This is a genomic window from Ralstonia sp. AU12-08, from assembly GCF_000442475.1.
Classification (GTDB): domain Bacteria; phylum Pseudomonadota; class Gammaproteobacteria; order Burkholderiales; family Burkholderiaceae; genus Ralstonia; species Ralstonia insidiosa.
Window position 1 is genome coordinate 111,903 of sequence record NZ_ASZV01000031.1, and the last position, 21,855, is coordinate 133,757.

23 protein-coding genes, 1 other RNA gene and 1 riboswitch are annotated in these 21,855 nt (G+C 65.0%); of the genes, 12 read left to right on the forward strand and 12 right to left on the reverse strand.

Going from position 1 to position 21,855, the window contains the following annotated elements; genetic code table 11:
• Nucleotides 1-5: 5 nt before the first annotated feature.
• The gene (locus tag C404_RS46530; protein ID WP_031329594.1) at nucleotides 6-1,784 is read right to left on the reverse strand and encodes an autotransporter assembly complex protein TamA; all 1,779 of its coding nucleotides are present in this window, start codon (nucleotides 1,782-1,784) and stop codon (nucleotides 6-8) included.
• Between the two features lie 226 nt (nucleotides 1,785-2,010).
• Here C404_RS46530 and C404_RS46535 point away from each other — a divergent pair, with 226 nt between their 5' ends.
• From C404_RS46535 to panC, 3 genes are read left to right on the forward strand one after another with little or no spacing between them, the layout of a single operon-like run.
• On the forward strand, nucleotides 2,011-2,199 hold the full coding sequence (locus C404_RS46535; protein WP_021195639.1) for a DUF3460 family protein: 189 nt from the start codon (nucleotides 2,011-2,013) through the stop codon (nucleotides 2,197-2,199).
• A 31-nt stretch (nucleotides 2,200-2,230) separates the two neighbouring features.
• On the forward strand, nucleotides 2,231-3,112 hold the full coding sequence (locus C404_RS46540) for a segregation and condensation protein A (RefSeq protein ID WP_021195640.1): 882 nt from the start codon (nucleotides 2,231-2,233) through the stop codon (nucleotides 3,110-3,112).
• A 51-nt stretch (nucleotides 3,113-3,163) separates the two neighbouring features.
• Complete coding sequence (panC, locus tag C404_RS46545) at nucleotides 3,164-4,015, forward strand: pantoate--beta-alanine ligase (protein WP_021195641.1); 852 nt, start codon at nucleotides 3,164-3,166, stop codon at nucleotides 4,013-4,015.
• Between the two features lie 45 nt (nucleotides 4,016-4,060).
• On the opposite strand, the gene C404_RS46550 is transcribed toward panC, so the two are convergent.
• Both C404_RS46550 and C404_RS46555 read right to left on the reverse strand, forming a co-directional pair.
• Complete coding sequence (locus C404_RS46550; RefSeq protein ID WP_021195642.1) at nucleotides 4,061-4,726, reverse strand: ParA family protein; 666 nt, start codon at nucleotides 4,724-4,726, stop codon at nucleotides 4,061-4,063.
• Between the two features lie 75 nt (nucleotides 4,727-4,801).
• Nucleotides 4,802-6,298, reverse strand: a complete 1,497-nt coding sequence (locus C404_RS46555) for a cobyric acid synthase (protein WP_031329595.1) — start codon at nucleotides 6,296-6,298, stop codon at nucleotides 4,802-4,804.
• 70 nt (nucleotides 6,299-6,368) lie between these two features.
• Between C404_RS46555 and cobU the strand changes: the two genes are divergently transcribed.
• The 4 genes from cobU to C404_RS46575 are packed head-to-tail and all read left to right on the forward strand — an operon-like array spanning nucleotide 6,369 to nucleotide 9,918.
• Nucleotides 6,369-6,944 (forward strand): bifunctional adenosylcobinamide kinase/adenosylcobinamide-phosphate guanylyltransferase, encoded by a 576-nt coding sequence (gene cobU, locus C404_RS46560; RefSeq protein WP_021195644.1) that lies wholly within the window; start codon nucleotides 6,369-6,371, stop codon nucleotides 6,942-6,944.
• Complete coding sequence (gene cbiB / locus C404_RS46565) at nucleotides 6,941-7,927, forward strand: adenosylcobinamide-phosphate synthase CbiB (protein ID WP_031329596.1); 987 nt, start codon at nucleotides 6,941-6,943, stop codon at nucleotides 7,925-7,927. Before cobU ends, cbiB begins: the two co-directional genes overlap by 4 nt.
• The gene (gene cobD, locus C404_RS46570; protein ID WP_021195646.1) at nucleotides 7,924-8,964 is read left to right on the forward strand and encodes a threonine-phosphate decarboxylase CobD; all 1,041 of its coding nucleotides are present in this window, start codon (nucleotides 7,924-7,926) and stop codon (nucleotides 8,962-8,964) included. The genes cbiB and cobD overlap by 4 nt, the downstream gene beginning before the upstream one ends.
• Nucleotides 8,965-8,973: 9 nt before the next feature.
• Complete coding sequence (locus tag C404_RS46575) at nucleotides 8,974-9,918, forward strand: cobalamin-binding protein (RefSeq protein WP_021195647.1); 945 nt, start codon at nucleotides 8,974-8,976, stop codon at nucleotides 9,916-9,918.
• A 3-nt stretch (nucleotides 9,919-9,921) separates the two neighbouring features.
• Here C404_RS46575 and cobC read toward each other — a convergent pair whose 3' ends face one another.
• Genes cobC through C404_RS46610 form a run of 7 tightly spaced genes read right to left on the reverse strand, consistent with a single transcriptional unit; the run spans nucleotide 9,922 to nucleotide 16,664 of the window.
• A complete protein-coding gene (gene cobC / locus C404_RS46580) occupies nucleotides 9,922-10,509 on the reverse strand; it encodes an alpha-ribazole phosphatase (RefSeq protein WP_021195648.1) in 588 nt (195 codons plus the stop codon).
• A complete protein-coding gene (locus C404_RS46585) occupies nucleotides 10,494-11,264 on the reverse strand; it encodes an adenosylcobinamide-GDP ribazoletransferase (RefSeq protein WP_021195649.1) in 771 nt (256 codons plus the stop codon). The genes cobC and C404_RS46585 overlap by 16 nt, the downstream gene beginning before the upstream one ends.
• Nucleotides 11,261-12,301: a nicotinate-nucleotide--dimethylbenzimidazole phosphoribosyltransferase gene (gene cobT / locus C404_RS46590; RefSeq protein ID WP_021195650.1), complete on the reverse strand. Its 1,041-nt coding sequence runs from the start codon at nucleotides 12,299-12,301 to the stop codon at nucleotides 11,261-11,263. Before cobT ends, C404_RS46585 begins: the two co-directional genes overlap by 4 nt.
• Before the next feature lie 18 nt (nucleotides 12,302-12,319).
• The gene (gene cobO, locus C404_RS46595) at nucleotides 12,320-12,952 is read right to left on the reverse strand and encodes a cob(I)yrinic acid a,c-diamide adenosyltransferase (RefSeq protein WP_021195651.1); all 633 of its coding nucleotides are present in this window, start codon (nucleotides 12,950-12,952) and stop codon (nucleotides 12,320-12,322) included.
• A complete protein-coding gene (locus tag C404_RS46600) occupies nucleotides 12,942-13,778 on the reverse strand; it encodes an ABC transporter ATP-binding protein (protein WP_021195652.1) in 837 nt (278 codons plus the stop codon). The genes cobO and C404_RS46600 overlap by 11 nt, the downstream gene beginning before the upstream one ends.
• Nucleotides 13,775-14,782 (reverse strand): FecCD family ABC transporter permease, encoded by a 1,008-nt coding sequence (locus C404_RS46605; protein WP_021195653.1) that lies wholly within the window; start codon nucleotides 14,780-14,782, stop codon nucleotides 13,775-13,777. The genes C404_RS46600 and C404_RS46605 overlap by 4 nt, the downstream gene beginning before the upstream one ends.
• A gap of 10 nt (nucleotides 14,783-14,792) precedes the next feature.
• Nucleotides 14,793-16,664 (reverse strand): TonB-dependent receptor plug domain-containing protein, encoded by a 1,872-nt coding sequence (locus C404_RS46610; RefSeq protein ID WP_080981224.1) that lies wholly within the window; start codon nucleotides 16,662-16,664, stop codon nucleotides 14,793-14,795.
• 255 nt (nucleotides 16,665-16,919) lie between these two features.
• A riboswitch (cobalamin riboswitch) is annotated at nucleotides 16,920-17,172 on the reverse strand.
• Nucleotides 17,173-17,337: 165 nt separating this feature from the next.
• Between C404_RS46610 and C404_RS46615 the strand changes: the two genes are divergently transcribed.
• The 5 genes from C404_RS46615 (at nucleotide 17,338) to C404_RS46630 (ending at nucleotide 19,841) form a co-directional block, all read left to right on the forward strand.
• Nucleotides 17,338-17,649, forward strand: coding sequence for a hypothetical protein (locus tag C404_RS46615; protein WP_021195655.1), 312 nt, complete (start codon nucleotides 17,338-17,340; stop codon nucleotides 17,647-17,649).
• 2 nt (nucleotides 17,650-17,651) lie between these two features.
• Nucleotides 17,652-17,969: a cell division protein ZapA gene (locus C404_RS46620; RefSeq protein WP_021195656.1), complete on the forward strand. Its 318-nt coding sequence runs from the start codon at nucleotides 17,652-17,654 to the stop codon at nucleotides 17,967-17,969.
• A 222-nt stretch (nucleotides 17,970-18,191) separates the two neighbouring features.
• A non-coding RNA gene (ssrS, locus tag C404_RS59410) (6S RNA) lies at nucleotides 18,192-18,410 on the forward strand.
• A 152-nt stretch (nucleotides 18,411-18,562) separates the two neighbouring features.
• A complete protein-coding gene (locus tag C404_RS46625) occupies nucleotides 18,563-19,033 on the forward strand; it encodes an EVE domain-containing protein (RefSeq protein ID WP_031329597.1) in 471 nt (156 codons plus the stop codon).
• Nucleotides 19,034-19,127: 94 nt separating this feature from the next.
• On the forward strand, nucleotides 19,128-19,841 hold the full coding sequence (locus C404_RS46630; RefSeq protein ID WP_021195658.1) for an SIMPL domain-containing protein: 714 nt from the start codon (nucleotides 19,128-19,130) through the stop codon (nucleotides 19,839-19,841).
• Nucleotides 19,842-19,905: 64 nt separating this feature from the next.
• On the opposite strand, the gene lgt is transcribed toward C404_RS46630, so the two are convergent.
• Nucleotides 19,906-20,826 (reverse strand): prolipoprotein diacylglyceryl transferase, encoded by a 921-nt coding sequence (gene lgt / locus C404_RS46635; protein WP_021195659.1) that lies wholly within the window; start codon nucleotides 20,824-20,826, stop codon nucleotides 19,906-19,908.
• A gap of 12 nt (nucleotides 20,827-20,838) precedes the next feature.
• Complete coding sequence (locus tag C404_RS46640; RefSeq protein WP_021195660.1) at nucleotides 20,839-21,783, reverse strand: LysR substrate-binding domain-containing protein; 945 nt, start codon at nucleotides 21,781-21,783, stop codon at nucleotides 20,839-20,841.
• Between the last annotated feature and the right edge of the window lie 72 nt (nucleotides 21,784-21,855).

Here is a 21,855-nt window from a genome sequence, read left to right on the forward strand (position 1 = left end):
CATGCTCAGAACGCGATGCCCAGCGACACGCTCGGCCGGAATTGCTTCTGCTGGATACCGTAGGCCAAGTCGAGCTGGATTGGCCCGACCGGGCTCTTCCAGCGCACGCCCACGCCCACGCCGTTGAACCAGCGGCGCTCCGACCAGTTGTCAGTGGCGGTACCGGTATCCCAGAACACCGCACCGCCCCACTGCGGCAGGAACCAGCGCTGGTACTCCAGCCCGCCCGTCGCAAGGAATTTCGTCGGCAGCGTACTGCCGTTGACCTCGTTGCCGATGCTCTGGAAGTCATAGCCGCGCACCGACTGCGTGCCGCCCGTACGGAAACGCAGCGTGGCCGGCACGCCATCACCCGTGCCGCCGGTGATGACAGCGCCTAATTCCGCCCGCGCGACAAAAATATCGCGCTGCCCGACCGGCACGAACTGGCGAATGCGGCTATACGAGCGCACAAACGTTTGGTCCGTCAGGAAGCCCTTCACCGCCGCGCCGATCTGCGTGGTGATGATGTTGCCCCGGCGCGGGAACAGCGGGTCGTCCACGTCACGGCGCGTCCACGCGAAGCCGGGTACCAGCGCCTTGCTCAACTGGCGCTCGGCGCCTTCGGGGCGCAGGTCGTCGTAGTAGAAGTCGATGGTGAACGAGGTTTCGTAGATGCCGCGTACGCGCGTCTGCTTGAAACCCGAGCGATAGCTGCGCGTCTCGGTGCCCGAAGTGTCGGTCCGGTCCATGCTGCTGTAGAGGCTGTTGACGTACTGCTTCTCGTCGGGCGGCAGGGTCACGCCGGCAAACAGATACTGCCGGCGCTGTTCAATGCGCGCCTGCGTGTCGAGCACCCACGCCTTGTTGAACAGGTTCAGATACTGATAGCGCCCTTCCACCGAAGCACCTGTGTCCGTGCCGTAACCGACACCGCTGGTGAGACGATTGGGCGGATACTCGCGCACCCGCACACGCACCGGCGCGTTGACCGGGTCTTTCGGATCGTCGCCCAGATCAACAATGGCGTTGGCGAAGTACGGCTGGCCCTGGATGGCCGCCTGCAATGCTTGCAGGCGGTCTGCCGAGTAATCCTCGCCCACGCGCAGCGGATTGACGTTGGTGATGATGCTCAGTGGATAACGCGTCAGACCCTGCACGTCCAGCGGCCCCAGCGTGTAAGCCGGACCGCTGTCATAGGAAACGGACAGATCCGCCTTGTTCTCGTCCGGATCCACACGCGCCTGCGACGCCGTCTGCTTGGCCGAGTAATATCGCTTGCTCTGCAGCGCAGCCAGGCTGTCGTCCTTGGCCTTGTCCCAGCCGGACTGGCGAAACGCCGTGTCCTTCTGCAGGCCCCAGGCCTTCTTCAGTTCTTCAATGCGCTTTGGGTCCTGCGTGATTGCGCCGTTGAAATCCAACGCCACGCTGTCGATGGTGGTGCGCGGGCCGGGCTCGACCTTCACGTGCACGACACGGTGATCGGGCGGGCCATCCATGTTGGCCGTGGCCTTGGGCACGAAATACCCCTCGGTGGCCGTCAGCTTGGTGACTTGGTCGCCAATGGTCTCGACCATGTACTGAAGCTGGTCGTCGGTGATGTCCTTGCGATCCTGATAGCGCGACAGATCAAGATGACGCTCCAGCAGATCGCGGATGGCCTTGGGCGCTTCGATCTTGACGTCGTACTCGGCACAGGCTGGCGCGCACGCGAGCGACAGGGCGATGCCCGCCGCGAGCATAGCGGCATTGGCAGCAGGAAAACGAAAGTGAGACGGTCGTGACGGTCGACGAGGGCCGGTCATCGTGGCTAGCGTGGCGCCGCCCCCACGGGCCGGCTCAGTCAAAGGAAAGGCGTATTTGACCATACGGACCCCGGCAGGTGCCCAGGCAAATGCAACGAAACCTAGCTTTCGGATCAATCCGAAGGGCTTCGTGTGCGCCGTGCCCGTCGGCCAATACGGTAAAATGCGCCGTTTTCCGCCCGGGAACCTCCCGTGCGGGCCGGATCACCCAATATCACTGACTGCCATGGCCCTGTATAAGTCCGAGATCACCCAGTTCCTGGAAGAACTCAAGACCCAGAAGCCCGACCTGGAAGCGCAACAGCGCCAAGGCCGCTCGCTGCTGTGGGACAAGGACCCGATCGACCTGGACGAACGCACCCGCGCCCAGGCAGCACGCGTGGCGCAAAAACCGTACGTCTACTCGCTGGACTGATCGGCAAGCCGATCCCCAGGCCCGCCGCCGCATGACCACTTCTGCGCAGGACAAGCTGCCGCTGCCCGTCGAGTTGCCCAGCGTGGCGCCCGAGCAGGACTCCACGCCAGTACAGGTCGACGGTCTTGCCTTCGCGCGGCTATACGGCGAGCCGCTGTTCAAGCTCCCGCAAGACCTCTACATCCCGCCCGATGCGCTCGAGGTGTTTCTCGAAGCGTTTGAAGGGCCACTGGACTTGCTGCTGTACCTGATCCGGCGCCAGAACTTCAACGTGCTGGACATTCCGCTGGCGCAGGTCACGCGGCAGTACCTGGCGTACATCGAGCAGATCCGCGCGACCAATCTGGAGCTGGCCGCCGAATACCTGCTGATGGCGGCCATGCTGATCGAGATCAAGTCGCGCATGCTGCTGCCGGTCAAGAAGACCGACTCCGGCGAAGAACCCGAAGACCCGCGTGCCGAACTGGTGCGCCGCCTGCTCGAATACGAGCAAATGAAGCTCGCCGCGCAAAAGCTCGATACGCTGCCGCAGCTCGGCCGCGACTTCCTGCGTGCCCAGGTCTACATCGAGCAGAGCCTTGCGCCGCGCTACCCCGACGTCAACGCCGACGACCTGCGCGTCGCGTGGGCCGACGTGCTGCGCCGGGCCAAGCTCACGCAGCATCACAAGATCTCGCGCGAAGAGCTGTCCGTGCGGGAGCACATGAGCCAGATCCTGCGTAAGCTGCAGCATGCGCGGTTCATGGAGTTCACCGAGCTGTTTGAAGAAGCGATCCAGTCCGGCAAGGGCGCACCCATCGTGGTGGTCAACTTTGTCGCCATGCTGGAGCTCTCGCGCGAATCGCTGCTGGAGATCACCCAGGCGGAACCGTACGCGCCCATTTACGTGCGCCTCGCCTATTCCCCGACGTAATTCGGCCACCACATCCGGCCAAAGTCAGCCGCTGACTCACACCACAAACGCATGAAAGTCATCTCGTCCATCCAGGAACTGCGCGACCAGCTGCGCGGCCAGAACCGCGTCGCCTTCGTGCCGACCATGGGTAACCTGCATGAGGGCCACCTGAGCCTGATGCGCCTGGCGCGCCAGCACGGCGATCCGGTGGTGGCGTCCATTTTCGTGAACCGCCTGCAGTTCGGCCCGAATGAAGACTTCGACAAGTACCCGCGCACGCTGCAGGACGACATCGAAAAGCTGCAGAAGGAAGGCGTGTACGTGCTGTTCGCGCCCACTGAGCGCGACATGTACCCCGAGCCGCAGGAATACCGCGTCGACCCGCCGCATGACCTGGGCGACACGCTGGAAGGCGAGTTCCGCCCCGGCTTCTTCAAGGGCGTGTGCACGGTGGTGATGAAGCTGTTCTGCGCCGTGCAACCACGCGTGGCGGTGTTCGGCAAGAAGGACTACCAGCAGTTGATGATCGTGCGCCGCATGGCGCACCAGTTCGCGCTGCCGGTGGACATCATCCCCGCTGAGACGGTGCGTGCGGAGGACGGGCTGGCACTGTCTTCGCGCAACATGTATCTGTCCAGCGATGAACGCGCCGAGGCGCCCGAGCTGTACCGCACGCTGCACCAGGTGCGCCAGGATGTGCTGGAGACCGTGCTGCAAGGCCAGGCCTCGCACGAAGCGGTGACCAATAAGGCGATGGAGTACCTGCGTGGCCGCGGCTGGCAGCCCGACTACGTGGCCGTTCGCCGCCGCACCGACCTGCAGCAGCCGACGCCCGAGAACATCGCCGCCGGCGAACCGCTGGTGGTGCTGACCGCCGCCAAGCTCGGCAAGACGCGCCTGATCGACAACCTCGAGATCTGAGCGACGTATCGCCCAAGAGACAAGCCCGGCAGTTGCCGGGCTTTTTTATGCCGCCGCTGACGTATCAGCCACGGTGGCCTGCGGCGGCGTTTCCCCCAGCCAACCGAGGATGCCGCTCCACTGCTCCACATCCTTCGCCACGCGCGAGGGCGCCACATCCCACAGCGTCAAGCCGTGCGCGGCCAGTTGCACATAGTTCTGGGTGTCGCGCAGATAACCGAGGATGGGCACTTCCAGCCCCTGTACGAAACGCTGGAGTTGCTCAGCGGCGCGCGTGCGCATGTCCACGCGCATGCCGACCACGCCCAGCTTGACCTCGCCGTGGCGAACCGCCTTTTCATCGGCCAGTTTGCGCAGGAAAGTCTGCGTGGCAAGGATGTCGAACATCGAGGGCTGCAGCGGCACGATCACGTGGTCTGACAGTTTGACCAGATCGGTCAGCCGCCAGCCGTGCAACCCGGCCGGGGTATCGAGCACCACATGTGTGGTGCCCTTGGGCGGCTTGGCGATGTGGTCGGCGCTGATCTCCCACGTGTGGATGGGCTTGGCCGTCTCGGGGCGCAGCGCCAGCCACTCGCGCGATGATTGCTGGCGGTCGGTGTCGCCCAGCATCACGGCGTGGTCCTGACTGGCAAAGTAGCCCGCCAGATTGGTTGCCAGCGTGGTCTTGCCTACCCCGCCCTTCGGATTCGCTACAACGGCCACCGGCATGCCTGCCTCCTTGCGATCGCTGAATCGTGTGCCGAGTCGATCACTCGACGGATCTACCTATCCGGTAATTATGGCTCAGCCCGCACGTGACAGCGCCCCGAACAGCGTGGCGAGGTCGAGGTGCGCCTCGCACGTGTCGGCCAGGCGTTCGAGCGACGCCTCACGCAGTGCCGCGTAGTCCTGCGCCTGCGCATCGCGCACGCCGGCCCAGGCGAGCAGTGCTCGGCAGGCTTCAGGCGCATCGAACAGTCCGTGTAGATACGTGGCGAGAATCTGCCCGTCGGGCGAGATAGCCCCGTCTGCGCGCCCGTCGTCGAGCTGCACGGCGGGCCGCGCGAGGGCCGCCCCCTCGGTCACGCCCATGTGGATTTCGTAGCCGGCAATGATTGCTCCCCCCTCGGCGAGCGCACCGCGCACCTGGCGCAATCGCTTGGCGGCCTCCAGCGTGGTCTCGAAATCGAGATAGCCGAGACCGTCGACGCTGCCAGGCGTGCCTTCCAGCCCTCGCGGGTCATGCAGGCGCCGCCCCAGCATCTGCATGCCGCCGCAGATGCCGATCAGCTTGCCGCCGTAGCGCAGGTGCCGCGCGATGGCAGCTTCCCATCTGTTGGCGCGCAGCCACGCGAGGTCTGCCTGCACGCTCTTGCTGCCGGGCAGGATGATGAGATCGGCTGGTGGAATCGGCTGCCCCGGGCCGACCAGGCGTACATCCACCTGCGGGTGCGCGCGCAGCGCATCGAAATCCGTATGGTTGGACACGCGCGGGAGCACCGGAATCACCACGCGCAACGCATCAACTGAGGCGGTGCGCTGCGCGGTCTGCACGGCATCTTCGGCATCCAGATGCAGGCCGTGCAGATACGGCAGCACGCCAAACACCGGCTTGCCCGTCTGCGCCGTCAACCAGTCCAGTCCCGGCGTAAGCAGCGAGATGTCGCCGCGAAACCGGTTGATGACGAAGCCGGCCACGCGTGCGCGCTCGCTCTCGGACAGGCAGGCGAGCGTGCCGACCAGATGTGCGAACACGCCACCACGGTCGATGTCTGCGACCAACACGACTGGACAATCCACGGCTTCAGCAAAGCCCATGTTGGCGATGTCGCGGTCGCGCAGGTTGATCTCTGCGGGGCTGCCGGCGCCTTCCACCAAGACGAGGTCGTATTGCGTGCGCAGGCGCGTGTGCGACTCCAGCACCGCGGCCATCGCGGTGGGCTTGTAGTCGTGATAGGCGCGGGCGTCGAGGTCACAGCGCGGCTGGCCGTGGATGATGATCTGCGCGCCGGTGTCGCTGTTGGGCTTAAGCAGCACGGGGTTCATGTCCACCGTGGGCGCAACGCCGGCGGCCTGCGCCTGTAGTGCCTGGGCGCGGCCGATCTCGCCGCCGTCTGCGGTGACGGCGCTGTTGAGCGCCATGTTCTGCGGCTTGAACGGCGCCACGCGCACACCGGCCCGATGGGCAACGCGGCACAGCCCGGCCACCAGCGTGCTCTTGCCGGCATCGGACGTGGTGCCTTGAATCATCAGCGTGCCGCGAAGCAAGGACGGGGGCACAGGAAAAGGTGGCTTTGGCATGCGCGGATTATCGCATTCACATCTCTGCGCCCGCTCTGCATCAAGGGGCCCCCACGGCTAGAATGCACGGATGTCCCGCCGTCTCACACTCGTCCTCGGTGGCGCTCGCTCAGGCAAGAGCCACCACGCTGAACAACTCGCGCTGCAATGCGCGGGGCCCGTCACGTATGTCGCCACGGCGGGTGAAGGCGATGAAGAGATGCAATTGCGCGTGGCCCTGCACCGCGCACGTCGGCCCGAGCATTGGGGCCTGGTCGAAGAGCCTGTGCGCCTGGCCGAAGCGCTCTACACGCATGCGCAGCACGGCGGTTGCGTGCTGGTCGATTGCCTCACGCTATGGCTCAACAACCTCCTTTTCTCTGAACACCACGAATATCCCGACACCGGCCTCATCACGCCCCCCGAAGCCTGGACGACCGAGATTGACGCCCTGCTCACCGCCCTGCCGCTGCTGCCCGGCGAGGTGATTCTCGTGAGCAACGAGATCGGTCTGGGCGTGGTCCCGATGGGTGCCGTCACGCGTTTCTATGTGGATGAACTGGGCCGCCTGAACCAGCGCCTGGCTGCGCTGGCCGACAACGTGCATCTGCTGGTGGCCGGTATTCCGATGGTGGTCAAGGGGCCGGCGCTCGGCACCAGCTCGTGACCCTAAGCGTGCCGACTGGCGGTGTGACCAACCTCGGCTGGTCGCTCGTGGCGCTGGCCGCACTGGCCGGTGTGCTGCTCGACCGGCTGCTGGGCGAAGTGCCGCGCTGGCATCCGCTGGTGGGCTTCGGGCGCATTGCCAACACCATCGAGCACACCATGAACCGCAAGCCGGCAGCGCTGGGTTGGTCGCGCATCGCCGGCCTGCTCGCCTGGGCGATTGCCGTACTGCCGTTCGTGCTGGTGGCGGCGTGGCTCGTCGCAACGGCGTATGCGGCGTCAGCGTGGGCGGTGGTGGCACTCGATGCGGTGGCGCTCTACGTTGCGATCGGCGCGCGCAGCCTGCATGACCACATCGCGCCGATTGCGTCTGCCCTGCGCGCTGCCGACCTGCCCCGCGCACGCGCACTGGCCTCGCGCATCGTCTCGCGGGATCTCTCCGCAGCGGCCGACGAACCGATCGCCCGCGCTGCTGTGGAATCGGCGCTGGAGAATGGCAGCGACGCCGTATTCGCCCCCTTGTTCTGGCTGGTCGTGGCTGGTGCGCCGGGCGTGGTGCTCTACCGACTGGCCAACACGCTCGACGCCATGTGGGGCTACCGCAATGCGCGCTTCACAGGCTTTGGCTGGGCGGCCGCGCGCATCGATGACGTGCTCAACTGGATTCCAGCCCGGCTGACGGCGATGAGCTATGCGCTGCTTGGCCACACCGCCGATGCGCTGCGCTGCTGGCGCAAACAGGCACCGCAATGGTCGAGCCCCAACGCGGGCCCGGTGATGGCAGCCGGCGCTGGCAGCCTGCGCGTGCAGCTTGGCGGCACGGCACGCTACGAAGGCGTGGACGAAGCCCGCCCACTGCTCGGCACCGGCAAGCCTGCGAGCGCTACCGACATCAACCGCGCACTCGCACTTGTCTCACGCACGTTGTGGCTGTGGATCGGTGTGCTGGGCGCCGCTGCCGTCATCTCGCGGAACCTGGCATGAATGCCATCACCCACGGCGGCAACCTGGCCGCGGCACGTGCACTGTATGGTGAGCCGGCGAGTGGCTGGCTCGATCTCTCCACGGGCATCAACCCGCACGGCTATCCGATCCCGCCCATTCCACCCGATGCCTGGCTGCGCCTGCCGGAAGACGATGGACTCGAAGCGCTGGCCGCCGCGCACTACGGCGTGAACGACGCCAACGCGGTGCTGGCAGTCGCAGGCTCACAGGCCGCCATCCGCACGCTGCCCGCCCTGCTGCCCCGCGGCCGGGTCGGCGTGGCGCAGGTCGGCTACAGCGAATACGCACCGTCCTTTGCACGCGCTGGACATGACGTCACCGCGCTGCCCGAAACGGCCTTCCAGGGCGATCTGCCCGACGACGTTCGACACCTCGTCGTCGTCAACCCGAACAATCCGACCGCGCGTGCTCTATCGGCCGATACCCTGCGTGATTGGCACACCCGCCTGCACGCGCGCGGCGGCACGTTGATCGTCGATGAGGCCTTTATTGAAGCACTGGATGATGGCCCGACGCTCGCGCCGTTGGCAGGCGCGCCGGGGCTGGTGATCCTGCGTTCCATTGGCAAGTTCTACGGGTTGGCCGGGGCGCGCATCGGCTTTGTGCTGGGCGCGCCGGATCTGCTGGCTGCGCTGCGAGATGCGTTGGGACACTGGACCGTCAACGGCCCCGCTCGCACCGTCGTGCGCGCCGCGCTGACGGATAGCACCTGGCAAACCACCAACCGCACCCGCCTGCAATGCGAGGGCACGCGCCTGCACACGTTGCTCAATTGCCACGGACTGCCCAACACCGCCACGCCACTCTTTGCCTGGGCGCCGACATTACGTGCGCCGTCGCTTCACGCACAACTGGCGCGGCTCGGCATCTGGACGCGCCTGTTTGATGTGCCGGGCCGGGGTGACGGCATGCACCCCACACATGACGTGCTCGGCATACGCTTTGGCCTGCCTCCGGATGAGACCGGATGGCAACGTCTTGGCGATGCGCTAGCATCGCTGTCGCTCTCCGTTTGACCCACCCCGATGCCCGCTCGCTTCCCCTACTTTGTCCGTCGTTTGTGTGTGCTTGGCCTTGCTGCACTGGCCGTTGCTGCTGCACCCGCGCTTGCCGCCATTTCCGTTACCGATGACACCGGCGCCACGGTCACCTTGCAACACCCTGCACAGCGCATCGTCAGCCTGGCACCGCATGCGACTGAGCTGCTGTTTGCTGCGGGCGGCGGCGCACGCATCGTCGGCACGGTGGCCTACAGCGACTATCCGCCAGCCGCACGCGACATTCCGCACGTGGGCGACAACCGTGCGCTCGACCTGGAGCGCATCGCTGCGCTCAAACCCGATCTGGTGGTGGTCTGGCGGCACGGCAACGCGCAAAAGCAGATCGACCGCCTACGTGCACTGGGCATTCCGCTGTTCTTCTCCGAACCGCACCACATGGGCGACATTCCGCGCTCCATCGAAGCACTCGGCACGCTGCTCGACACGCGCGCCAGCGCTCACGATGCCGCACAGCAGTTCCGCCAGCAGGTCGATACGCTGCGTAACCGCTATGCAAGCAAGCCACCGGTGCAGGTGTTCTATCAGGTGTGGGAGCAGCCGTTGATGACGCTCAACGGCCAGCACATCTTCACCGACATGCTGGCACTGTGCGGTGGCCGCAATATCTTTGCAGGCGAGCCGCTTCTGGTGCCGACGGTATCGCCTGAGGCCGTCATCGCGGCCAACCCCGAAGTCTTGCTGACGGCGAGCATGGGCGCCACGCAAGGCAGCCGCCCCATCGACACGCTCGACGGCTGGAAACGCTGGCCGCAATTGTTGGCCGTGCAGCGCGGCAACCTCTTCAGCATCAATGGCGATCTGATCAACCGCTTCGGCCCGCGCCTGGTGGAAGCCGCGGCGCAGTTATGCGATGACCTGGAGCAGGCGCGGATGAAGCGCCGCAACACACAGGCAGCCAGCGGACGCTGACTATCAGCGGTTCCAGAACAGCAGGATGGGCAACGCGTCGGGTTGCCCGGGGTGCACGCGAAAACCACACGCGCCACCCCATTGCAGCGGCCACTGCAGCGTTTCGGCCAGCGGACGCTGCAACCAGTGCGCCGCCAGCGCGCGCATGCAACCCGCGTGCGTCACAGCCCATAGACATGGGACGGGAGACGCTGCCATCGATTCAGCCCACGTGGTCACGCGCGCCAGCAGGTCGGCAGCAGACTCTCCCCCGTGCGGTTTGCCGTGCACCAGATCGCGCGCCCAGCGATCGACCTGCGTGCGCGGGATGTCATCCCACTGGCGGCCCTCCCAGGCGCCAAAGTCGAGTTCCATCAGTTGCGCGTCAATCTCCAGCGGGGGCAGCCCAGCCACCTGCTGGATTGCGTGTGCGGTGAGTCGGCTGCGTTGCAGCGGGCTGGCCTGCAGACGCTGCGGTGGATGCGCACTGAGTTTCTCGGCAATGGCCGACGGATCAGGGTCCATCGGCGCATCGAGCGGCAGATCCGTGCGCCCATAGCACAGGCCGGCCGTCATGGCGGGCCGCGCGTGGCGGATCAGGATGAAATCCACGCCAGCAACTCCCACAGGATCAGCAGTTCGAACACCTGTTGTGCCATCCCCAGGCAATCGCCCGTGATGCCGCCGATGCGGCGCACGAAGTAGCGGCCCAGCAGCCAGCGCGCAACAGACACCCCCACGACCACGAGCGCCGCACACACCGGCCCGAACCACAGCAGCGGCGCGATACCGAAAATGCCCGCCCACAACGCGTCGCTCCAGCGCATGCGCTGTGCAACGGGCTTGGCCTTGCCTTCAGCACGTACATAGTCATGCGTGAGCAGATAGCTGACCGCAGTGGCGCGGCTGGCAGCGTGTGCGGCCACCATCGCCGCCAGAATCGCCACCGGACGCGCCGCCAAAGCTGTCAGCAACTGCCACTTCAACAGCAGCGCCATGCACACCGCAATGGCCCCAAACGCGCCGATGCGAGAGTCGTGCATGATGCGCAGCCGGTCTTCCGGCGTGTAGCCGCCGCCAAAACCATCAGCGCAATCGGCTAGGCCATCTTCATGGAAGGCGCCGGTCAGCAATAGCGTGGCCACCATCGACACGGCGACCGCCACGCCAGGCGCTGGCACCGTGCGCGACACCAGCCAATACACCGCCGCTGCCACTGCGCCCACCAGCCAGCCGACCAGCGGAAAGTAGCGCGCCGCGCGATTCAACCCCGCTTGCGAGAACCCAACCGACGCCGGCACGGGGATGCGGGTGAAATACCCGACCGCCGTCCACAGCGCCTGCCAGTGCTCGCGCAATGCGTTCATGAGCCCGAGCGCTCGCTCACACCTGCGCTGGCGAAGGTCGCCATCTCACGCAGGAAGGCCACGGCGGAAACAACCAGCGGATACGCCAGCACCGCCCCGCTGCCCTCACCCAGGCGCAACGACAGCGACAGCAGCGGCCGCGCATCCAGCACCTCGAGCAGCGCGCGATGACCGCGCTCATCCGACACGTGGCCGAACACGCAGTAGTGCAGCACGTCAGGCGCCACGCGCGCCGCCGCCAGCACGGCTGCAGTGGCGATGAACCCGTCGACGAGAATGACCATGCGCCGCTTGGCTGCCTCGATCACCGCCCCGACAATCGCCGCAACTTCGAAGCCGCCAAAGCAGGCCAGCACGTCCAACGGATCCCGCACATCGGTATGTTTGGCGAGCGCGGCTTCCAGCACGGCCCGCTTGTGGGCGAGGCCGTCGTCATCAAGCCCCGTACCGCGGCCCACGCATTGCGCCACCGGTATATCGCACAACCGCGCCATCAGGCACGCAGCAGACGCCGTGTTGGCAATGCCCATTTCGCCCAGCGCGATCACGTTGGTGCCGAGCGATGCATGGTGTGCCACGCGCTGCGCGCCGAGTGCCATTGCGCGGTCACGCTCGTCGGCAGTCATGGCCGATTGCTCCGCAAAGTTGCGCGTGCCGGGGCCGACAGGTGCGTCGACCAGACCCGGCGTGTCCGCCGTCCACAGCGGCGCGGCCACGCCGGCGTTGACCACTTCCAGTGCAAACCCATGCTGTCGGCTGAACACGTTGATCGCCGCACCGCCTGCGATGAAGTTCAGCACCATCTGCGCTGTCACCGCTTGCGGATAGGCGCTCACGCCCGCATGGGCAACACCGTGGTCCGCAGCGAACACCACCATGGCAGGGCGCGTGAGCACCGGTGCCTGGGTGTTCTGGATCAGGCCGATCTGCACGGCCAGCGGCTCCAGTCGACCCAGCGCACCCAGCGGCTTGGTCTTGCTATCAACAGCGGTCTGCAGGCGGGTGCGCAGCGCCGGATCAAAAGAAGGAATCTGCATGGTTGAAGCCCACAAGGCCTACAGTTCGACACCCGGCTGCGCCTGGATGCCTTGGGAAAATGCGTGCTTGACGAGTGTCATGTCGGTCACGGTATCGGCGGCTTCGATCAACTCGGGCGGCGCCCCGCGTCCGGTAATGACGACGTGCTGCGCAGCCGGCCGCGCACGCAAGTCGGCCAGCACCATCTGCACATCAAGATAGTGGTATTTGAGCGCGATGTTCAGTTCATCCAACAGCACCAGGCCGATGGACGGGTCGCTCAACAGTTCACGTGCGCAGGCCCAGGCAGCTTCTGCCTTTTCAATGTCACGCGTGCGATCTTGCGTCTCCCACGTGTAGCCCTCGCCCATCACGTAGAACTCGCATTGCTCGGGAAAACGGCGCAGGAAGCGCTCCTCGCCGGTCGGGATTGCGCCCTTGATGAATTGCACGACGCCAACCTGCATGTCGTGGCCCATGGCGCGAATCACCATGCCAAAGCCGGAACTGGACTTGCCCTTGCCGTTGCCGGTGTTGACCAGCAACACACCGCGCACGTCGGTGGCCGCGGCAATCTTGGCGTCCACCACGGCCTTCTTGCGTTGCATGCGTGTGCGGTGGCGCTCGTTCAGGCCGCTGTCGTTGTCACTACGGTTGTCTTCAGTTGTCATCGGGGTCGTCAGGAATCAGCGCCGTGCGGCGGCCGTCTGCCACCTCGGCAATCGGGGTGCGCAACACGCGGGCGCAGTGTTCGGGGGTGAGCACGTCGGCAGCAAGGCCTGCTTTGGTGTGGCCTTCGCCATCCATCAGAAGTGCGTGCGTGGCGAAGCGGCGCGCGAGGTTCAGATCGTGCACCGTCAGCACGACCAGCCAACCGTGGTTGCGACAACCTTCGCGCAGCAGGCGAAGCATGGCGATCTGCTGGTGCAGGTCCAGATGCGCAACGGGTTCGTCGAGCATGAGGACGCGCGCGTCTTGCGCAAACACGGCCGCCATGGCCACACGCTGGCGCTCGCCGCCAGAGAGCGTGCGGACATCGCGCTGTACAAGCGACTCCAACGCAAGCGCAACGATGGCGGTGTCCACGGCGCGCGCATCGGCATCACTCTCCCACTCCCAACGCGCGAGGTGCGGATGGCGGCCGGTCATGACCGCCTCATACACCGTCATCGGGAACGTGTCATGCAGCGCTTGCGGCAGGAACGCGCGTCGGCGGGCCATCGCGTCGGCGGGCCAATCCGAGAGCGCTTGACCATCGAGCGCGACACTGCCGCCATCCGCATCGCGCAGACCCGCCAGCACCGATAGCCATGTCGATTTGCCTGCGCCATTCGGGCCGACCACGCACCAGAGCTGCCCGCCGGTGGCTGTCATCGACAGGCACTCGATCAGCACACGCCCATCCATGGCCACACGCAGATCGCGCAGCGCGAGTTCGGGCACAGCATCGACCTCTACAAACGCAGCCGGAGCGGGGGCACGGCGCAGCCAGCTCATCGCGTGCTCCGCATCAACAGGTAGAGAAACGTCGGCACGCCCAGCAGCGTGGTGATCACGCCCACCGGCAGTTGCGTCGGTGCGATCAGCGTGCGGGCGATCAGGTCGGCCAGCATCAGCATGCCCCCACCGGCCAGTACCGTGGCAGGCAAATGGATGCGCACGTCGCGCGTCCAGGCCAGGCGCACCATGTGCGGCACCAGCAGGCCAACAAACGCGACGGAGCCGGCAATCGTCACGGCCACCGCCGTGCACAACGAGGCCACCACGTAGATCAGCGTCCGTACGCGCGCAACCGGCACGCCCAGCGCGCGGGCCCGCGTCTCGCCTGTCAGTAATACGTTGAGGTCACGCGCATGTGGCAGCACCACGACCACCGCCACCGCGAGAGCGGTCAGCGCGCCAAAATAACGATCGGCACCACCCAGGTCGCCGACCATCCAGAAGATCATGCCGCGCAGCTTGTTCTCGGGCGCGACCGTCAGAATGAGGGTGATCAGCCCGACCCAGCCGGAGGCCATCACCACGCCGCCAAGCAGCAAGCGTGCATTGGCCTCGCCAGGTTCACCACGCCACAGGTGCTGGCGTGCAAGCGCAGCCACCAATGCCATCGAGAGCAGCGCGCCACCGCAGGCGCTTACCTGCACCCCCCACCACGGCATCGAGAACAACATGGCCGTCAACGCCGCCACCGCTCCGCCGCCGGACACTCCCAGCACATACGGATCGGCCAGCGGATTGCGCAGCAACATCTGCATCAACGCTCCGGCAAAAGCCAACAGCCCACCGGCAGCAAACGCAGCGCCCGCACGCGGCAGGCGTAATTCGGTGACGATGCCTGCTGCCAAGCTATCGCCACCGCCAATCAGAGCCCGCCAGACTTCGGCGGGCGACAGCTTCACGCTGCCGAGCATCAAGGACGCCATCAGCACCACCACGCACGCGAGCGCCAGCAGCGACCACAGTCGCCAGGCAAAACCGCGTGCAGGCAGCGCCGGTGTCATCCGCGTTTCCTTACTTCTTTGGCTCGTGCTGTTGCCACGACAGCGTGAAGAACACCCCACGCGATGCCGTGTTGTACGGATAGATCAACTGGTAGTTCTTGTTCGTCACGTTCTCAAGGCGTGCCGACAGTGCCCAATCCGGCGTGATCTGGTAGCGGCCGACCAGGTTCAGCAGGCCATAGCCGCCGAGCGTCTTGGTCGAATCCTGACGGTCGCCCGCCGCATTCCACTCAACACCCGCCGAGAACGGCCCGAAGGTCTTGTAGGCCGACACGCTGCCGAAGTGCCGCGCGCGGCGCGATAGCAACTGGTTGGCCGACAAGTCCTGCGGGTTCTGCATGGTAAAGCTGGCACGCAGATCCACGCCATAGATCGAACCCCGATACGAGGTCTCCAGCCCGTTCACGCGCGCACGGTTGACGTTGGCCGCCGTGCAGTTGAACGACGCATCGCACACCGACGTGATCAGGTTGCTGTAGTCGGTCTCGAACACCGTCACGCGCACCAAGCCGATCGCGCTGCTGTACTCCACGCCGCCTTCCACCGAGCGGGCCTTCTCAGGCTGCAGGTTGGGGGTGCCATAGAACGGGTAGTACAGCTCGTTGAATGTCGGTGCACGGAAAGCGTTGCTCACGCTCGCCACGGCCTTCCACTGCGGGTTGAAAGCAAAACCGTAACCGGCGTAGTAGCTGTTGGCACCGCCGAAGTCCGAGTAGCGGTCACGACGCAGGTTCAGCTGCAACTGGTGCGGACCGAACTTGCCCTCGTAGCCGATGTAGCCGGAATCGACATTGCGCGTGGGCACGTTGTAGGCATCGCTGTCGATGCTCGTCTGCAGATGCTCCAGGCCCACCTTGAGCAGTTGATCGGGCATGAAGGTCCAATCGTTCTGCCAGCTTGCGGTCTGGTTACGCGTATTGAAACGCGCAGGCACTTGCAGCACGCCGTTGGTGAAGTTCAGGCTGCGGTCATCGCCCTGCGAGAGCGTGAAGCGCGTCTTCCAGTCCTGCGTCACCTTGCCATCCACAAAGGCAGACATCGAGCGCACCACGTTGTGTGCGATGTTGATGTCGGTTGGCTTGCCAAAGGCGTTGTCGTAGCTGACATCGCCCCAGGTCTGGAAGTACGTCAGCCCCGCCTGCCAGTCCGCGGAGAACCGATGCGACAACTGCGCCGACACGCTCTTGTTCGTGTAGTAGTTGTCGTTTGGGTTGGCCTTCGGTGCCTGCAGCGGGTTGATGGTCGAGAAGCCGTTGGTCTTGAACTCCGACACCGACACCGCAAACGACGTATCGCCGTTCTCGCCCAGCGACCCGCTGATGCCCGCCTGCGCACGCTTGGTGTTGCGCGCGCCGTACTCGATCTCGGCATTGCCCAGCAGGCCATGGCCGCGGCCGTTACGCGTGAAAATCTGCACCACGCCACCAATCGCATCCGAGCCATACAGCGCAGACACGTTGCCGCGCACGACTTCAATGTGGTCGATCTGGTCGGCCATCAACTGCGAGATCTGCGCACTGCCCGATGTGCCGGAACTCACACGCACACCGTCAATCAGGATCAGCGTCTGATTGGAGCCAGCGCCGCGCATGAACAGGCTGGCATTGGTGCCAGGGCCGCCGTTCTGCGCGATTTCGATGCCGGCCTCGCGGCGCAGCAGGCTCACCGCATCCGGCGCTTGCGAGCGCTCGATGTCAGCGCGCGTGATGACCGTGGTGTGCGGCAACGCATCCGACAAGGGCTGCTCGCTACGCGAAGCCGTTACCACCGTCGGGTTCAGTTCACCCACTGGCGTGCTCGCCATCTGTGTATTGCTTTGTGCCCAGGCCGGTGCAACTGCACCCGCCATGACCCCCGTCAGCACGCTGGCAAGCGTGCGCATGGCCGTCCGGGGCATCCGGAGTGGCCGCTTTGTAGTCAAGCTCATGTTGAAAAGACAAGAAGCGTCAGCCGGACCCGTTCCCCCGCGGGTCGCTGGCAGCAGGATCTCGATGCGGTTCCCTCACATCGGCTCAGAACCGGTTCACGATCCGTAGCGAGCGGTCCGAGGTTGGCCCGCGAAACGCAGCCGTACGTGGGTACGGCGAGTATCACAGGGCCAAGATCGGGCCGCGCAGTAGGATCGTGGACCGGTTCGCGGAGATCCACCGTCCTGGCCGGTATCCGGGCTGGCGAAGCGGCCTGTCCGCCTTCCCATTCCCGAAGAAACAGTGGCTGGTTGGACAGACCGCGCGGAGCCCTCCTCTTCTTGCGAGAGATGGCGGGCACACGCGACGTTCGCTTACCGTTGCGGGGGCAGCGCAGGTTGGCGCATCGCTTGTGGGGCGGCGCTCCCTGCTTCCCGTTTAACTGCAGATGGTGCTGCGGGCACCAGGACGGCAGCGAGTTTACCGTCAAATACCCACCATCGCGCCAAAAGACGGGAAAAGACGGGCAAAGCTGTTGTGCCCTGGCCGCCGCCTGTGGACTTCAGCGCGATTGCGCATCCGTATGGAGGACAGGCGCAATTGACATGATGGGCTAAAATCCCCCCACTCGATTCTGATTGACAACCGATGCTGAACGAACTCGAACGCCTTGCCGACAAGATTGCGCGCGTGCTGCGTCACGCCGATGCGCTTGCCGCCGAGAACCAGCGCCTGCGCGCTGAAGTCGAACGGCTTACCGCGGAAGCCGAGGTCTCCAAGACCGAGCGCGACGCCATGGTGGCCGACCGCAGCGTGCTCAATGCCAAGATCGAAGAAGCGCAACTGCGCATCCAGTCGATTCTCGACAAGCTGCCGACGGCCACCGACGCCCGCCAGCTTGACCTCCTTGGCCAGGCCGCCGGCGAGGATGCCGCCACTGCCCCGCACTCGGAGACCTAAGCATGAGCAGCAAGCAAATTGAAGTGAACATTGCGGGCCAAGCCTACAAGTTTGCCGTTTCTCCCGACAACGAAGCCGCACTGCGTGAAGCCGCCGCCATGGTCGACAACCAGATGACGCGCATCAAGAACGGCTCGAGCACCAAGGGCATCGAGCGCGTTGCTGTGATGGCCGCCATCAGCATCGCGTCGGATTTGCTGTCGATGCAGCGCCAGGCCGCCTCCGATTCCGCCCTGCCGATCGACACCATTCGCGCCAAGCTGGCTGACCTGAATGCCCGCGCAGACGAGGCCCTGCGCCAGTATGGCGAGGTCATTTGACTCAATACAAAACGTGTTTGTAACCGGATCGCATCCGGGCTTGGGTTCGGATGCGAACGGGTGTATAGTGTCACCCAATGGTTGCCGGCAGCCTCCCGCAAACCCTTACACCATAAGGCTTTAGCGACTACAGACTCACAAGCCGGTTGCTCGCGATGAATCTCTCAGACGCATCGCCATGTCGTCAAAAACATGCACCACAACGTGGTGATACGTCTGACAGTTTCCCTGCCTGGTTCGCCATGGCCATAATTCCTTGAACCGATAAGCATTGCTTGGTGCGGGATATGCCGTGTGGGCGAGCGCGTCTTCCAGTGCACAGCGTGCGACGCAAGTCGTATGCTCCCTGCGCCGGTGATGTACCCAAAATGCGGCTTCCGCTGCCACTCTGAACCTCACTTGGGTTCAGGATGCGGGTCTAGCGGCCAAGGTGGGGACCCAACAAAAGGCGGTAGTGCACATGTGCGCTACCGCCTTTTTCTTTGCGCGTTTCCTTTGTGCACTCCATGATGCATCGCCAATAGCAAGGCCATGGCGCTGTTGCTATGCTGCGCACACCGTCACTTCCGTACACCGCCCGTACGCCCAACCCGATGGCCGCCCAATACTGGTTGATGAAGTCCGAGCCCGACGAGGCCAGCATCGACACGCTGCACACCGAGGGCACCCTGCCCTGGACTGGCGTACGCAATTATCAGGCGCGCAACTTCATGCGCGACCGCATGCGCATCGGCGATGGCGTGCTGTTCTACCATTCGTCCTGCCCGCAGCCGGGTATCGCTGGGCTGGCGGAGGTCTGTTCGACCAGCTACCCCGATCCCACGCAGTTCGACGCAAAAAGCCACTACCACGATCCCGCCTCCAAACCCGAGGCACCTCGCTGGATGCTGGTTGACGTGAAGTTCGTGCGCAAATGCGTGCTCATTGATCTACCCACGCTGCGCGCGCAGGAGCAACTCGCCGACATGACCATACTCCAGCGCGGCAATCGCCTATCGATCACGCCGGTCACGCCCGCACAATGGCGCTACATCACCACCAAATTGATGCGTGATCCTGAGTAAATGGCACGCAACGGTTGGGAATTGTTACAAACGTGATGAACGATGCGCGTTGCTGCCGGTCAGACGCATCACATTGCTTTTTTGGGAGAACACAATGAAATCTGTCCTGGCCGCAACCATTCTGGGGACCGCAATGATGACGACTGCTTTCGCACAAGCCGCACCTGAGACGAATTATTCGGGCGCGCATTCAGGCGTACTGTCGCTGGATGCACAGGCCGTGACCGAAGTGCCGACCGACACCGTCACCCTCACGCTGGGCGCAGAACAGGAAGGTGCAGACCCGGGTGCAATCTCCACGGCACTTTCGCGCAAGGCCGACGAGGTGATCGCCCAGGCCAAGCGGACGTCCGGCGTGCAGGCAGAAACCGGCGGCTTCAACATCTACCCGAATACCAATCGTGACGGCAAGATCAGCACCTGGCGCGGCCATGCTGAAGTGCGCATCACGTCGAAGGACTTTGCAGCGGCTTCCAAGCTGGCCGGTCAACTGGCCAACCAGATGCAGGTGCAGAACGTGAACTTCACGCTCTCGCGCGAGGCGCGCACGGCGGCGGAAGCCAAGCTGATCGACCAAGCTGTGAACACGTTCCGCGACAAGGCATTGGCAACCACCAAGCTGTTTGGCTACACGAGCTACACGATCCGCGACGTGCACGTGAGCGAAGGCAGCAACAACCCGGGCCCGCGTCCGATGATGCGCATGGCGGCCGCACCGGCTTCGTTCGATTCGGCACCGGTGCCCATCGAGGGCGGCAAGGCGCAAGTGACGGTGACCGTCTCCGGCGCCGTGCAGATGCTGAAGTAACGCACCCGCCAGCCATGAAAAAAGCCACCGCTTGCGGTGGCTTTGTCTTTGCGCCGATGCGGCCTCAGGCGTGTGCCTGGGTTTTCGCACCGTTGCCGTTGCTGCCGGCGCGGTCATTACGTCGATACGCCCACGCCAGCATCGCAATCCCCGCCAGGATCATCGGCAGCGACAGCCACTGCCCCATCGACAGGTTCGCCGCCAGCAGGCCGAGGAAGTTGTCCGGCTCACGCGCAAACTCGGCGAGGAAGCGGAATACACCATACCCGAGCAGGAAGGCGCCCGACACCGCGCCCATCGGCCGCGGCTTGCGCGCATACAGCCACAGCAGAATGAAGAACAGCACGCCCTCGCCCGCGAACTGGTAGAGCTGCGACGGGTGGCGCGGCAGCATGTGGTACTGGTCGAACACGGCCTGCACACCGCTGGTGACCGCCTGCTGCGCGTGCGAGAGCAACCACTCGCGGTCTTCACCCTGCGCCTGCGGGAACATCATTGCCCACGGCAGATTGGGCGACGACACACGGCCCCACAGTTCACCGTTGATGAAGTTGCCCAAGCGCCCCGCGGCCAGCCCGCACGGCACCATCGGCGCGATGAAGTCGGTCACCTGCATCCACGAGCGGCCGCGCATGCGGGCATACACCATCATCGCCACGACCACGCCGAGGAAGCCGCCGTGGAAGGCCATACCGCCCTCCCACACCTTGAAGATGTCGAGCGGGTGGGCGAAGTACCAGTCGGCCTTGTAGAACAGCACGTAGCCCAGACGCCCGCCCAGGATCACGCCCAGCACGCCGTAGAACAGCATGTCGTCGAGGTCGCGGCCGCTCCAGCCCTCGGCGGCGATGTGTGGCTGGCGCGTACGCAGCCGGCCGAACCACAGGAACATGATGAACGCCGCCAGATACATCAGGCCGTACCAGCGGATGGCGAGCGGCCCCAGATGCAGGGCGACGGGATCGAATTGCGGATGGATGAGCATGAATCCTGGGGTTCAGGTTGAGTTGTCTTTGTGCAGCTTGGCGACGGCCTCGGCGCTGGCCACGAACCACGGCAGCACCGGCGAGGCTGCATCGCGCCGCCATACCAACCCGGTTTCGATAAACGGGCTGGGCGCGGCGAGTTCGAGATAGACCACGCCAGTCCGCTGCAGGTTGCATAGCGATGCGGGCACCAGCGCGACGCCCATCTCGGCAGAGACGAGGCTGACGATGGTCTGCATCTGGATGGCTTCCTGGCCGATGCGCGTGGCGGCCCCAGTTTCTCCAGGCCGGCCACCGTGCGCGGCATGATAGCCGGTAATGATGTCATACAGCGCAGGCGCAGACCGCCGCGGGAAGATGATGAGCGGCTCGGCCGCCGCATCGGCCAGCGCAAAGGGCTGGCCGGGCGCGACACCCCACTTTTCTGCACGCGATGTGGGCACCGCCAGCACCAAGCGCTCCCGCACCAGCGGCCGATACTCCAGCTCGCCGGGGACCGAGCCTGCGTGATGCGCAATCACTATGCCCGCATCCACCTCGTCGGCCAGAAGCGCTTCGATCTGCACATCGCTGGTGGCTTCACGCAACTGAAACTGCACATCTGGACGTGCGTCGCGGAAGTGCCGCAGCACGGCAGGCAAGATGCCGTAGTCGGCCGTACTGACGAAAGACAGCGACAGCGAACCCACCTCCCCGCGCGCAAGCCGCTGCGCCAGCGCGGGGAGTGCGCCCGCCTCGGCCAGCACGCGTCGCACCTCGACCAGCCAGCGCGCGCCTACCGGCGTGAGCGCCACCGAGCGCTGCGTGCGGTGGAACAGCGTGACGCCCAGCTCCTCCTCCAGCGCACGGATCTGCTGCGACAGCGGCGGCTGCGTCATCGACAGACGCTCGGCAGCGCGGCCGAAATGCAGCTCCTCGGCAACGGTCACGAAATAGCGAAGTTGGCGCAAGTCCATCTCATCGATTGATAGTTTTTACGACTCAATAATCGCTCAATAATATATTTGACGCGCCTTTTGTCCAAGCGC

What these genes read in the sequence shown, in the direction of transcription:
- C404_RS46530 (WP_031329594.1), bottom strand. Translation starts at nt 1,784, where the DNA reads ATGACCGGCCCTCGTCGACCGTCACGACCGTCTCACTTTCGTTTTCCT.
- C404_RS46535 (WP_021195639.1), top strand. Translation starts at nt 2,011, where the DNA reads ATGGCCCTGTATAAGTCCGAGATCACCCAGTTCCTGGAAGAACTCAAG.
- C404_RS46540 (WP_021195640.1), top strand. Translation starts at nt 2,231, where the DNA reads ATGACCACTTCTGCGCAGGACAAGCTGCCGCTGCCCGTCGAGTTGCCC.
- panC (WP_021195641.1), top strand. Translation starts at nt 3,164, where the DNA reads ATGAAAGTCATCTCGTCCATCCAGGAACTGCGCGACCAGCTGCGCGGC.
- C404_RS46550 (WP_021195642.1), bottom strand. Translation starts at nt 4,726, where the DNA reads ATGCCGGTGGCCGTTGTAGCGAATCCGAAGGGCGGGGTAGGCAAGACC.
- C404_RS46555 (WP_031329595.1), bottom strand. Translation starts at nt 6,298, where the DNA reads ATGCCAAAGCCACCTTTTCCTGTGCCCCCGTCCTTGCTTCGCGGCACG.
- cobU (WP_021195644.1), top strand. Translation starts at nt 6,369, where the DNA reads ATGTCCCGCCGTCTCACACTCGTCCTCGGTGGCGCTCGCTCAGGCAAG.
- cobD (WP_021195646.1), top strand. Translation starts at nt 7,924, where the DNA reads ATGAATGCCATCACCCACGGCGGCAACCTGGCCGCGGCACGTGCACTG.
- C404_RS46575 (WP_021195647.1), top strand. Translation starts at nt 8,974, where the DNA reads ATGCCCGCTCGCTTCCCCTACTTTGTCCGTCGTTTGTGTGTGCTTGGC.
- C404_RS46585 (WP_021195649.1), bottom strand. Translation starts at nt 11,264, where the DNA reads ATGAACGCATTGCGCGAGCACTGGCAGGCGCTGTGGACGGCGGTCGGG.
- cobT (WP_021195650.1), bottom strand. Translation starts at nt 12,301, where the DNA reads ATGCAGATTCCTTCTTTTGATCCGGCGCTGCGCACCCGCCTGCAGACC.
- cobO (WP_021195651.1), bottom strand. Translation starts at nt 12,952, where the DNA reads ATGACAACTGAAGACAACCGTAGTGACAACGACAGCGGCCTGAACGAG.
- C404_RS46600 (WP_021195652.1), bottom strand. Translation starts at nt 13,778, where the DNA reads ATGAGCTGGCTGCGCCGTGCCCCCGCTCCGGCTGCGTTTGTAGAGGTC.
- C404_RS46605 (WP_021195653.1), bottom strand. Translation starts at nt 14,782, where the DNA reads ATGACACCGGCGCTGCCTGCACGCGGTTTTGCCTGGCGACTGTGGTCG.
- C404_RS46610 (WP_080981224.1), bottom strand. Translation starts at nt 16,664, where the DNA reads ATGCGCACGCTTGCCAGCGTGCTGACGGGGGTCATGGCGGGTGCAGTT.
- C404_RS46615 (WP_021195655.1), top strand. Translation starts at nt 17,338, where the DNA reads ATGCTGAACGAACTCGAACGCCTTGCCGACAAGATTGCGCGCGTGCTG.
- C404_RS46620 (WP_021195656.1), top strand. Translation starts at nt 17,652, where the DNA reads ATGAGCAGCAAGCAAATTGAAGTGAACATTGCGGGCCAAGCCTACAAG.
- C404_RS46625 (WP_031329597.1), top strand. Translation starts at nt 18,563, where the DNA reads ATGGCCGCCCAATACTGGTTGATGAAGTCCGAGCCCGACGAGGCCAGC.
- C404_RS46630 (WP_021195658.1), top strand. Translation starts at nt 19,128, where the DNA reads ATGAAATCTGTCCTGGCCGCAACCATTCTGGGGACCGCAATGATGACG.
- lgt (WP_021195659.1), bottom strand. Translation starts at nt 20,826, where the DNA reads ATGCTCATCCATCCGCAATTCGATCCCGTCGCCCTGCATCTGGGGCCG.
- C404_RS46640 (WP_021195660.1), bottom strand. Translation starts at nt 21,783, where the DNA reads ATGGACTTGCGCCAACTTCGCTATTTCGTGACCGTTGCCGAGGAGCTG.